Consider the following 12720-nt stretch of genomic DNA (forward strand, 5'->3'; position numbering starts at 1 on the left):
CCCCAGCCCTGATCCCTCAGACACCAGACTTCAGATTCGAGAGAAGGACATCTGTGCTCGACGTCAACACCTTCGACGAGCTGCGTATCGGCCTCGCGACCGCCGACGACATCCGTGCGTGGTCGCACGGCGAGGTCAAGAAGCCCGAGACCATCAACTACCGCACCCTGAAGCCCGAGATGGACGGCCTGTTCTGCGAGCGCATCTTCGGCCCCACCCGGGACTGGGAGTGCTACTGCGGCAAGTACAAGCGCGTGCGCTTCAAGGGCATCGTGTGCGAGCGATGCGGCGTGGAGGTCACCAAGTCCTCCGTGCGCCGTGAGCGCATGGGCCACGTGGAGCTTGCCGCTCCCGTCACCCACATCTGGTACTTCAAGGGCGTTCCCAGCCGCCTCGGCTACCTGCTGGACCTGGCTCCGAAGGACCTCGAGAAGGTCATCTACTTCGCCGCCTACATGGTCACGGCGGTCGACGAGCAGGCTCGCCACGAGGACCTCCCCGATCTGCAGGCGCGCTTCGACCTCGAGGTCAAGGAGCTGGCCTCGGACCGCGATGCGGCCGTGAACCAGCGCGCCGTCGCCGCCGAGAAGGACCTCGCCGAGCTCGAGGCCGAGGGCGCCAAGGCCGATGCCAAGCGCAAGGTCCGCGACTCCGCCGAGCGCGAGCAGGCGCAGATCCGCAAGAAGTACGACGCCGAGATCGATCGTGTGACTCGCGTCTGGGAGCGCTTCAAGGGCCTCAAGGTCGCCGACCTCGAGGGCGATGAGCAGCTCTACCGCGCCATGAAGCTGCGCTACGGCACCTACTTCGAGGGCGGCATGGGCGCCGAGGCGATCCAGCGCCGTCTCCAGGACTTCGACCTGGACGCCGAGGCCGAGGTGCTGCGCGAGATCATCGCCACCGGCAAGGGCCAGAAGAAGGCTCGCGCGCTCAAGCGCCTGAAGGTCGTCTCGGCATTCCGCACCACCACCAACTCGCCCGCGGGCATGGTGCTGGACTGCGTGCCGGTCATCCCGCCGGATCTGCGCCCGATGGTGCAGCTGGACGGCGGACGCTTCGCGACCTCCGACCTCAACGATCTGTACCGTCGCGTGATCAACCGCAACAACCGCCTCAAGCGGCTGCTGGATCTCGGCGCTCCCGAGATCATCGTGAACAACGAGAAGCGCATGCTGCAGGAGTCGGTCGACTCGCTGTTCGACAACGGCCGTCGCGGCCGCCCGGTCACGGGCCCCGGCAACCGTCCGCTGAAGTCGCTCTCCGACATGCTCAAGGGCAAGCAGGGACGCTTCCGCCAGAACCTGCTGGGCAAGCGCGTGGACTACTCGGGCCGCTCGGTCATCGTGAACGGTCCGCAGCTCCACCTGCACCAGTGCGGTCTGCCCAAGGGCATGGCGCTCGAGCTGTTCAAGCCGTTCGTCATGAAGCGCCTGGTCGAGCTGTCCCACGCCCAGAACGTGAAGGCCGCCAAGCGCATGGTCGAGCGGGCCCGTCCCGAGGTCTGGGACGTGCTCGAGGAGGTCATCACCGAGCACCCGGTGCTGCTGAACCGTGCTCCCACCCTGCACCGCCTCGGCATCCAGGCCTTCGAGCCGCAGCTCGTCGAGGGCAAGGCGATCCACCTGCACCCGCTGGTGTGCGCTGCGTTCAACGCGGACTTCGACGGCGACCAGATGGCCGTCCACCTGCCGCTGAGCGCCGAGGCGCAGGCCGAGGCCCGCATCCTCATGCTCTCCAGCAACAACATCCTCAAGCCGTCGGACGGCCGTCCGGTGACCATGCCCGCACAGGACATGATCATCGGCCTCTACCACCTGACGACGGTGCGCGAGGACGTCCCCGGTGTCGGCCGCAGCTTCTCCTCCGTGGCGGAGGCCATCATGGCCCACGACACGGGTGAGCTGCACCTGAACGCCCCGGTGAAGATCCGCTTCACCGACATCGTCCCGCCGCGCGAGTGGGAGGCGCCGGAGGGCTGGACCGAGGGTGATCCGATCATCCTCAGCACGTCGCTGGGCGCCGTCTACTTCAACGAGACGCTCCCGGTGGACTTCCCCTACGTCGAGGGCCAGGTCGGCAAGAAGCGTCTGGGCTCCATCGTCAACGAGCTCGCCGAGCGCTACGACAAGGGCCAGGTGGCCGCGTCCCTGGACGCGCTGAAGTCCTACGGCTTCTCCTGGTCGACCCGTTCTGGCGTGTCCTTCGCGCTGAGCGACGTCGAGGCTCCGCCGAACAAGCAGGAGATCATCGCCAAGTACGAGGCGAAGGCCGCTCAGGTGCAGGAGAACCGCGACCTGGGTCTGGTCTCCGAGGCCGAGCGCAACGTCGAGCTGATCGACATCTGGACCGAGGCGACCAACGAGGTCGACAACGCCATGCGCGAGAACTTCGAGTCCACCAACACCATCTTCCGCATGGTGAACTCCGGTGCTCGAGGCAACTGGATGCAGATCCGCCAGATCGCCGGAATGCGCGGACTGGTGAACAACCCGAAGGGCGAGATCATCCCGCGCCCGATCCTCTCCAACTACAAGGAGGGGCTCTCGGTCCTGGAGTACTTCATCGCCTCGCACGGCTCCCGCAAGGGCCTTGCGGACACGGCGCTGAAGACCGCCCAGTCGGGATACCTGACACGTCGTCTGGTGGACGTCTCCCAGGACGTCATCATCCGCGAGGCGGACTGCGGCACCACCAAGGGCCTGGTCCTGCCGATCGCCGTGGAGGAGGCCGGTGCGCTCGTGCCCTACGAGCACGTCGAGTCGACGGTGTACGGCCGCGTCCTGGCCACCCCGGCGATCGGTGCCGACGGTCAGGAGGCCGCTCCGGCGGGCTCCGAGGTCGGCGACGTGCTGATCGCGCAGCTGGTCTCCGCCGGCGTCCGCGAGGTCAAGATCCGCTCGGTCCTGACCTGCGACTCCGCCTCGGGCACCTGCGCGCAGTGCTACGGCCGTTCCCTCGCGACCGGTCAGCTGGTGGACATCGGCGAGGCCGTCGGGATCATCGCCGCCCAGTCCATCGGCGAGCCCGGCACGCAGCTGACCATGCGCACCTTCCACACCGGTGGTGTGGCGAGCGCCGACGGCGACATCACGCACGGCCTCCCGCGCGTGCAGGAGCTGTTCGAGGCCCGCACCCCTGCCGGCTTCGCACCGATCACCGAGGCCGCCGGCCGCGTCGAGATCGAGGAGAACGACAAGCAGCGTCGCCTCACGATCACGCCCGACGACGGCACCGACCCTGTCACCTACACGGTCTCGAAGCGTGTGACGATGCTGGTGTCCGACGGCGATCACGTCGAGGTCGGTCAGCAGCTCAGCCAGGGCTCCGTCGACCCGAAGCAGGTCCTGCGCATCCTCGGCCCCCGGGCGGTGCAGCAGCACCTCGTGGACGAGGTCCAGAAGGTGTACATCAGCCAGGGTGTGGACATCCATGCCAAGCACATCGAGGTCATCGTCCGGCAGATGCTCCGTCGGGTGACGATCATCGAGTCCGGTGACACGGACCTGCTGCCTGGCGACTTCACCGAGCGGGTGACCTTCGAGCGGGAGAACCGTCGTGTCCTCTCCGAGGGCGGTCAGCCGGCCTCGGGACGACCCGAGCTGATGGGCATCACCAAGGCCTCGCTCGCGACGGACTCGTGGCTGTCGGCCGCCTCCTTCCAGGAGACGACCCGCGTGCTCACCGAGGCCGCCCTGAACCGCAAGAGCGACTCGCTCCTGGGGCTCAAGGAGAACGTCATCATCGGCAAGCTGATCCCTGCCGGCACGGGCCTCTCCCGGTTCCGCCGCATCGTGGTCGAGCCCACCGATGAGGCGAAGGCCCAGATGTACCAGGTGCCCGGATACGACGAGCTGGACTTCTCCGGCTTCGGCGGGAACGGTGCCGTCAACCTCGACGATATCGACTACGCGGATCCGTTCCGGACGGACTTCCGCTGATCGCCTGAGACGGATCAGAGCTGAGGAGCCCTCCGCTCCTCCCGCTGGTCCGCATGCGCCGACGGGGCGGCCCCACCGCAGGTGGGGCCGCCCCGTCGGCGCATCAGCGGCCCCGGCAGCCGAAGGACTGGAAACGTTTCAGCATCGTCCCTGGACAGGAACGCCTTCTGTGGTCCGCCGCGGGTCATAATCGAGCAGTGACGGCAGGAGCTCAGCAGCGCTCGCCCGGCACCCTCTGGGTCCGGGTGGAGGACGCCGTGCTCGGACCGCGGACCATCGATCCGCCGCTGCGCATGGTTCTGCTGATCTTCGCCGCGATGAAGGTGCTCCCCACCACCACTGTCGCCGAGTCGGCTGCGGAACTGGTGCTGAGCGTCGGTGCAGGCGTCCTGTTCGTCCTCGCCATCTGGTTCCCTCGGACGGTGGCGCTGCTGTCCCTGGGCGGTCTCCTCGTCCAGCTCGGCCTGGACAAGGACAGCATGAGCCCGTTGTACGAGCCCGTCGTCGGAGCGGCGGCGGTCGTGCTGAGCTATCGGCAGGGTCTGCGCTTCCTCCTGATCAGCATGGTCCTCGTCGTGATGATCGCTGCCGCCACCCTCGCGGGCGCGGCGGACTCCGGGCTCTCGCTCGTCGGCTCCGTGGGCTTCTCGTGGATCCTCGCCGTCGTCCTGGGATCCAGTGCCGCGCTCCTCGAGTCCCGGGTCGACACCAGGATCGAGAACCGCGAGGAGATCGCACGCGGTGAGGCGAGACGCGCACGGGACCGCGAGCAGTCGAGGGAGGCCAGATCGCTCGGACTGCTGTCCCAGCTGCTCGGGGAGCAGCAGCGTCTGCTTGCGACCGGACGCTCCGCCGAGGCTGCGCTCGTCGGCCAGAGGGCTCTCCTCCATCTCGAAGGCCAGCTCCGCTCCTCCCTCGCCCCGGAGGGCGCCGGGGTGGTGAGATCGGACGACCGGGCGGTCTCGGGCGATGGCGCGGTGGAGCTGGCAGGCCCTCTCGCGAGGACGGCGGACGGCATCCGCCATGGGACGGCGCGGACCGGATGCCCCATCGCGATCAGCGTCGGCACGCTTCCCGTGAGAGCTGACGCGGACTTCGTCGACCAGGTGCGCCTGCTGATGCTCGGGATCGCGCTGTCTGCGATGCGGGATGCGGAGTCCCGTCCGATCCACGGGCCCGCGCACGCCCCTGCTGCCGGCGTCTCCGAGGATGCTGCTCGGGATGTGAGAGGCTGCTCCGTCCAGCTTGCCGTCTCGATCGAAGCGGCGGGAGCTGAAGGGCTGGTTGGAGGAGCGCTGCCGGCGGGGTCGCGGTCAGGAGCGCGTGCCGACCTCGTGGTGCGAGCGTGCACGCTCGTCCCCGACGCCGATGCGACCCGAGACGCCGGGGCAGACGCCAGGGCAGACGATCTCGCCGGGACGACCGATGCCGCGGACCTTCCGAGCTCCGCTGCGGACGATGGCCTGGGCCCCGACCTTGCAGCGCGTGCCCGGGCACTCGGCGGAGCGGTCTGGTCAGGCACAGGGAGCGGAGGCGCGATGGAGACGGTGGTGCGCATACCACTGCAGCAGGCTGAGACCGCATCGTTGCCGAAGAGGGGGAGCGGTGGGAACCCTGAGGGTGTTGACTGACGCCATGCGCAGAAAACTCGCTCTCCTCGTCGCCCCGCTGGCCCTCTCCCTCCTGCTCGCGCCGGCCGCGGGCGCTGCGACGCCCGAGGCCACGGCCTCGAGCAGCGAGGCATCGGTCACCGCGCTCGCGGCCACGAACGTCGCCTCGCAGGCGGTCACTCCGAGCATCTCCTGGTACCAGTGCTGGTGGTGGCGCCAGTACTCGCCGTCGAAGTACGAGAAGTACTGCATGTGAGCTTCGCGGAGGGGATCCCAGGGGGGCGCAACGGAGCGCCCTGAGGTCGTCTCGATGCTGCCTCGTCCTCCGGGTTCGTCTGCGGTCCCGGGTGGACCCTGCGCGGTGGGGCATGTGTCGCAGGCTCGTCGAACGCCGCGCTCCGCGCCTGCCCCCCTGCGCGCCGCACCCTGCGCCCGCTCCCTGCGCTCCTCGCCCGTGCGGTCCGAAGGCGCGTGTGATGCAGCGCCCCTCGAGCCGCCGTCGATCATCTCGGGAATGCCCGAATTCGTGACCTGCTCTACGTGGAGGTTCACGACTGGGTAAAGAGATGCCGGGTGCTCCGCCAAACTCTTCGTGTTCACCTTCCCAGAAGCCGTCTCCCAGGAAACCATGGTGCACGGCGTTACACCGCACGGCCCTTCCCCGCAGCGCCCCGAACCGGGTGCGCGCCCGTGCGACGCCAGGGCCCCGCTCCAGGGGCATTCGTGCTCAGGGAACGACAGCGCCGGCAGGACGCCGGTGACGGGACAGGTGGATGCAGTGAAGAAGACTCCGTGGGTCATCGCGGCCGCGACAGTGTGCGTGCTCGCCGCCGGCGGCGGCGGGACGGCGTATGCCGTGTCCAACGAGGCGGCGGTGACCGTCTACGGCGAGCAGACGTCGGTGCGGACCTTCAGCCCGACGGTCGCCGAGCTGCTCGAGGCGCAGGGCATCGAGGTCAAGGACACCGACCTGGTGATCCCGTCCCTCGACTCCGAGGTCACCGACGGCATCGACGTCCAGGTCATCGAGCGCCGCCCCGTCACTGTCAGCATCGACGGCGTCGAGCAGGATCTCCTCACCACCGGCACCACCGTCCAGGACGTGCTCGACGAGGTCGACTACAAGGCCGAGGGCGCGGCAGTGAGCCCTGCTGCGGACACCGTCCTGTCGGACGACGCCGACGAGATCGACATCGTCACCCGCAAGACGGTGACCTTCGTCGGACAGTACGGTCAGGACACGTTCGACGTGACCGCGCTGACCGTCGGCGAGGCGATGGAGAAGGTCCTCGGGGACATCGAGGACGACGACACCGCCTCGGTGGATCGCGACTCGGTCCTCGAGGACGGCGCGACCATCACTGTCACCCGCACCCGCACGGAGGAGCGCACCGAGACCGAGAAGGTCGACTTCGACACGAAGACGGTCGAGGACGACACCCTCACCCAGGGCACCACCAAGGTCAAGACCGAGGGCAAGAAGGGTGAGATCGAGAAGGTCTACAAGGACACCCTCGTCGACGGCGAGGTGACCGAGTCCGAGCTGCTCTCCGAGGAGACGATCTCCGAGCCCGTCACCCAGGTCGTCCTCAAGGGCACCAAGGAGCCGGAGGTCGAGAAGCCCGCCGAGAGCACCGCCTCCTCGCGCAGCTCCGAGCGCTCGTCGACCTCGAGCGGCTCCTCCGGGTCCGACGACTCCAGCTCCTCGAGCTCCTCCAGCTCTTCGAGCAGCAGCTCCTCCAGCTCCTCCAGCTCGTCGGCCCCCTCCACCGCCTCGGGCTCCGTCTGGGACAGCCTCGCGCAGTGCGAGTCCGGGGGGAACTGGTCGATCAACACCGGCAACGGGTACTACGGCGGACTGCAGTTCAACCAGGGCACCTGGGCCGCCTACGGCGGCACCCAGTACGCCTCCCGCGCTGATCTCGCGACCCGCGATCAGCAGATCGCGATCGCCACGAAGGTCCAGGCCGCGCAGGGCTGGGGCGCATGGCCCTCCTGCACCTCCAAGCTCGGCCTGCGCTGACTCCCGATCAGCCAGCACGTTCCTGCCGGCGGAGCGCCCCGTGCATCGCGCGCGGGGCGCTCCGCCGTCGGAGGCGCTCTCCCGGTCGACGCACGAACGGCGGAGAGATGCACGCCCGAGGTCATCCGGCGTCATGTGATCTGCGTCGGAACGGGAAAGAAGCTTTGACCGCGTCCGGAGGCCCTCAGTAGACTGCAGGTGCGTCCGGAGTGCCCTCTGGTCGTGACTGGGACGAGTTCCGCGCCTTCTCTCGGAGAGGCTCGGAGGGGGTCCCCCGCGAGGAGCGGATCCTCGCGGCGTGCCCGATTACGGATCGTGGGCCATGCCCGGCCTCGATGCGGCGGGTGCCGATCACGGTCCTCGGGACGCCCGTGCGGTGCCATCATCGCGTGGGCGGGTCGGAGCGTCGAGCAGTCCTGGGCATGGGACCGACGAGCCGGGTCGCCGGCCGCTTCAGCGGTCGAAGATTGTGATCCTCCGGTGCCAACAGCGGCGGAGGCCTGACAGAAAGAGAAGCTGTGCCCACTATTCAGCAGCTGGTGCGCAAGGGGCGGAAGGACAAGACATCCGCCTCGAAGACGCCGGCGCTCAAGGGTTCGCCCCAGCGCCGCGGTGTCTGCACGCGCGTCTACACCCAGACTCCGAAGAAGCCGAACTCGGCGCTGCGCAAGATCGCTCGCGTGCGCCTGTCCACCGGCATCGAGGTGACCGCCTACATCCCGGGCGAGAACCACAACCTGCAGGAGCACTCGATCGTGCTCGTGCGCGGCGGCCGTGTGAAGGACCTCCCGGGCGTCCGCTACAAGATCGTGCGCGGCTCCCTCGACACCCAGGGCGTGAAGGGCCGCCAGCAGGCCCGCTCCCGCTACGGCGCGAAGAAGGAGAAGAAGTAATGCCTCGTAAGGGAGCAGCTCCCAAGCGCCAGCTCGTGGTCGACCCGGTCTACGGGTCCCCCCTGGTCACCCAGCTCATCAACAAGATCCTCCTCGACGGCAAGAAGACCGTCGCCGAGAGCATCGTCTACGGCGCCCTCGAGGGCTGCCGTGAGAAGAACGGCCAGGATCCGGTCGTCACGCTCAAGAAGGCTCTCGACAACATCCGTCCCACCCTCGAGGTCCGCTCCCGCCGCGTCGGCGGTGCGACCTACCAGGTGCCGGTCGAGGTCAAGCCCGGTCGTTCCACCACGCTGGCTCTTCGCTGGCTGGTGGGCTACTCTCGCGCCCGCCGCGAGCACACCATGACCGAGCGCCTCATGAACGAGATCCTGGACGCCTCCAACGGCCTCGGCGCCGCGGTCAAGCGTCGCGAGGACACCCACAAGATGGCCGAGTCCAACAAGGCCTTCGCGCACTACCGCTGGTGAGTCGACGCGGGGTCCGCGCAGTTCTGTGCGGACCCCGCTTCGCCCCTCCGAGCAGTCGCCCAGCTTCAGTTCAAAGAAAGGCACAGCCCGTGGCACTCGCAGTGCTCAGCGACCTCACGAAGGTCCGCAACATCGGCATCATGGCGCACATCGATGCCGGTAAGACCACCACGTCGGAGCGCATCCTCTACTACACCGGCGTCAACTACAAGATCGGCGAGACGCACGACGGTGCCGGCACGATGGACTGGATGGAGCAGGAGAAGGAGCGCGGCATCACGATCACGTCCGCCGCGACGACCTGCTACTGGAACGACAACCAGATCAACCTCATCGACACGCCCGGCCACGTGGACTTCACCGTCGAGGTCGAGCGCTCGCTGCGCGTCCTCGACGGCGCCGTCGCCGTGTTCGACGGCAAGGAGGGCGTGGAGCCCCAGTCGGAGACCGTCTGGCGCCAGGCCGACAAGTACGACGTGCCGCGCATCTGCTTCGTCAACAAGATGGACAAGCTCGGTGCGGACTTCTTCTTCACCGTGAAGACCATCATCGACCGCCTCGGTGCCAAGCCGCTGGTCATGCAGGTTCCGATCGGCGCGGAGAACGACTTCCGCGGTGTCGTCGACCTCGTCAGGATGGTCGCCTACGAGTGGCCCGAGACGTTCCCCGAGGACGCCCCGCAGTTCGGCAAGAAGAAGGGTGACGCCACCCTCGGCCAGCTGCAGATCGAGGTCCCGATCCCCGAGGATCTGCAGGACACCGTCGACGAGTACCGCGCCAAGCTGGTCGAGGACGTCGCCGAGAGCTCCGAGGAGCTCATGGACGCCTACCTCGAGAACGGCGACCTGACCTTCGAGCAGCTCCAGGCCGGCATCCGTGAGATCACGGTGAACTCGCAGGCGTACCCCGTCTTCTGCGGCTCCGCGTTCAAGAACAAGGGCGTTCAGCCCATGCTCGACGGTGTGGTCTCCTACCTGCCCTCGCCGCTCGACGTGCCGCCGATGATCGGGCACGACCCCAAGGACGAGTCCGTCGAGATCACTCGCAAGCCCTCGAGCGAGGAGCCCTTCTCGGCCCTCGCGTTCAAGGTCGCCGCGCATCCCTTCTTCGGCGCGCTCACCTACGTGCGCGTCTACTCGGGCCATGTCGCCACCGGCGACCAGGTCCTCAATGCCACCTCGGGCAAGAAGGAGCGCATCGGCAAGCTGTTCCAGATGCACTCGAACCAGGAGAACCCGGTCGATGAGGCCTTCGCCGGCCACATCTACGCGTTCATCGGTCTGAAGGACACCAACACCGGTGACACCCTGACCGACATCTCGAACCCGGTGCAGCTGGAGTCCATGACCTTCCCGGACCCGGTCATCTCCGTGGCCATCGAGCCCAAGACCAAGGGCGACCAGGAGAAGCTGGGCACCGCGATCCAGAAGCTCGCCAAGGAGGACCCGACCTTCCAGGTCGAGCTCGACGAGGAGACGGGCCAGACGGTCATCAAGGGAATGGGCGAGCTCCACCTCGACATCCTGGTGGACCGCATGCGCCGCGAGTTCAAGGTCGAGGCGAACATCGGCAAGCCGCAGGTCGCCTACCGCGAGACCATCAAGCGCACCGTCGAGAAGTTCGATTACACGCACAAGAAGCAGACCGGCGGCTCCGGCCAGTTCGGCAAGGTCCAGATCACCTTCGCGCCCCTCACGGACGCGGAGGAGGGCGTGTTCTACGAGTTCGAGAACAAGGTGACCGGCGGACGCATCCCGCGCGAGTACATCCCGAGCGTGGATGCCGGCATCCAGTCGGCCCTCGAGTCCGGCATCCTGGCCGGCTTCCCGGTCGTGAACGTGAAGGCTTCCCTCATCGACGGCGCTTACCACGACGTCGACTCCTCCGAGATGGCCTTCAAGATCGCCGGATCCATGGCGACCAAGGAGGCCCTCAAGAAGGCGCAGCCCGTGCTCCTCGAGCCGGTGATGAGCGTCGAGGTCCGTACTCCGGAGGAGTACATGGGAGATGTCATCGGCGACCTGAACTCGCGTCGCGGGCAGGTCCAGTCGATGGAGGACGCGAGCGGGGTCAAGATCGTCCGTGCTCTCGTCCCGCTGTCGGAGATGTTCGGATACGTCGGCGACCTGAGGTCCAAGACCCAGGGCCGTGCGATGTACACGATGCAGTTCGACAGCTACGCGGAGGTCCCGAAGACCATTTCGGACGAGATCATCGCGAAGACCCGGGGCGAGTGAGGAGTCGGAGGGAGCAGGTAGGATCCTTCTCCTGCTCCCTCCTCATCCCGTCGGACCCCTCCCGATGGTGGGGGCCGATCCCGAACCGAGTAGTACCCAGAGATAAGAAGTCCTAGGAGGACACCACCATGGCCAAGGCCAAGTTCGAGCGGACCAAGCCGCACGTCAACATCGGCACCATCGGTCACGTCGACCACGGCAAGACCACGCTGACCGCTGCCATCTCGAAGGTTCTGTACGACCAGTACCCGGACCTGAACGAGAAGCGGGACTTCGATCAGATCGACAACGCGCCTGAGGAGAAGCAGCGCGGCATCACGATCAACATCTCGCACATCGAGTACCAGACCGAGAAGCGTCACTACGCCCACGTCGACGCCCCCGGCCACGCCGACTACATCAAGAACATGATCACCGGCGCGGCGCAGATGGACGGCGCCATCCTCGTGGTCGCCGCCACCGACGGCCCGATGGCCCAGACCCGCGAGCACGTTCTGCTCGCCCGCCAGGTGGGCGTCCCCTACCTGCTGGTCGCGCTGAACAAGTCCGACATGGTCGACGACGAGGAGATCCTCGAGCTCGTCGAGATGGAGGTCCGCGAGCTGCTGGGCTCCCAGGAGTTCGACGAGGACGCCCCCGTCGTCCGCGTCTCCGCTCTCAAGGCCCTCGAGGGCGACGAGAAGTGGGTCAAGTCGGTCCAGGAGCTCATGGCCGCTGTCGACGAGAACATCCCCGACCCGGTCCGTGACATGGACAAGCCCTTCCTCATGCCCGTCGAGGACGTCTTCACGATCACCGGTCGTGGCACCGTCGTCACCGGCAAGGTGGAGCGCGGCAAGCTCGCCATCAACTCCGAGGTCGAGATCGTCGGCATCCGCGAGGCGCAGAAGACCACGGTCACCGGCATCGAGATGTTCCACAAGCAGATGGACGAGGCGTGGGCCGGCGAGAACTGCGGTCTGCTGCTCCGCGGCACCAAGCGCGAGGACGTCGAGCGCGGCCAGGTCGTCGTGAAGCCGGGTTCGATCACCCCGCACACCAACTTCGAGGCGCAGGTCTACATCCTGTCCAAGGACGAGGGCGGCCGTCACAACCCGTTCTACTCGAACTACCGTCCGCAGTTCTACTTCCGGACCACGGACGTCACCGGCGTCATCACGCTGCCCGAGGGCACCGAGATGGTCATGCCCGGCGACAACACCGAGATGACGGTGGAGCTCATCCAGCCCATCGCCATGGAGGAGGGCCTCGGCTTCGCCATCCGTGAGGGTGGCCGCACCGTCGGCTCCGGCCGCGTCACCAAGATCACCAAGTGATCATCGCGGGGCCAGCCCCGCAGAGGTGACTCGTCCGCTCGGCGGACGTGCGCACGACGAAGAGCCCCGGACCGGCATCCCGGTCCGGGGCTCGTCCCGTTCTCCTCACTGCTCTCCAGGAGGAGTCCGGTCACTTCGCCAGCAGGGGGCGGCAGGCTGGACCTGTCGTGCAACGGTGCCGATCGGCGGACCGAGGCGCGGGAGGGGGAGGGGGGCGGATCGGCTGCTCCCGG

The 12720-nt window shown here is 67.5% G+C and carries 8 protein-coding genes; all 8 read left to right on the plus strand.

The window, feature by feature from the left end; all coding sequences use genetic code 11:
• Positions 1 to 53 precede the first annotated feature (53 nt).
• The 8 genes from ACZ5AJ_RS01945 (at position 54) to tuf (ending at position 12487) form a co-directional block, all read left to right on the plus strand.
• Positions 54 to 3938, plus strand: coding sequence for a DNA-directed RNA polymerase subunit beta' (locus tag ACZ5AJ_RS01945; protein WP_464136633.1), 3885 nt, complete (start codon positions 54 to 56; stop codon positions 3936 to 3938).
• A gap of 197 nt (positions 3939 to 4135) precedes the next feature.
• Positions 4136 to 5569: a hypothetical protein gene (locus ACZ5AJ_RS01950; RefSeq protein ID WP_464136634.1), complete on the plus strand. Its 1434-nt coding sequence runs from the start codon at positions 4136 to 4138 to the stop codon at positions 5567 to 5569.
• A gap of 4 nt (positions 5570 to 5573) precedes the next feature.
• On the plus strand, positions 5574 to 5804 hold the full coding sequence (locus ACZ5AJ_RS01955) for a hypothetical protein (protein ID WP_464136637.1): 231 nt from the start codon (positions 5574 to 5576) through the stop codon (positions 5802 to 5804).
• Between the two features lie 522 nt (positions 5805 to 6326).
• Positions 6327 to 7571, plus strand: a complete 1245-nt coding sequence (locus ACZ5AJ_RS01960; RefSeq protein ID WP_464136639.1) for a transglycosylase family protein — start codon at positions 6327 to 6329, stop codon at positions 7569 to 7571.
• Between the two features lie 518 nt (positions 7572 to 8089).
• A complete protein-coding gene (rpsL, locus tag ACZ5AJ_RS01965) occupies positions 8090 to 8464 on the plus strand; it encodes a 30S ribosomal protein S12 (RefSeq protein ID WP_464136640.1) in 375 nt (124 codons plus the stop codon).
• Positions 8464 to 8934 (plus strand): 30S ribosomal protein S7, encoded by a 471-nt coding sequence (gene rpsG / locus ACZ5AJ_RS01970; protein ID WP_464136642.1) that lies wholly within the window; start codon positions 8464 to 8466, stop codon positions 8932 to 8934. The genes rpsL and rpsG overlap by 1 nt, the downstream gene beginning before the upstream one ends.
• An 89-nt stretch (positions 8935 to 9023) precedes the next feature.
• Positions 9024 to 11171: an elongation factor G gene (gene fusA, locus ACZ5AJ_RS01975; RefSeq protein ID WP_464136644.1), complete on the plus strand. Its 2148-nt coding sequence runs from the start codon at positions 9024 to 9026 to the stop codon at positions 11169 to 11171.
• A gap of 128 nt (positions 11172 to 11299) precedes the next feature.
• A complete protein-coding gene (gene tuf / locus ACZ5AJ_RS01980; RefSeq protein WP_464136645.1) occupies positions 11300 to 12487 on the plus strand; it encodes an elongation factor Tu in 1188 nt (395 codons plus the stop codon).
• Positions 12488 to 12720 lie beyond the last annotated feature (233 nt).

The organism is Brachybacterium zhongshanense (assembly GCF_055385755.1).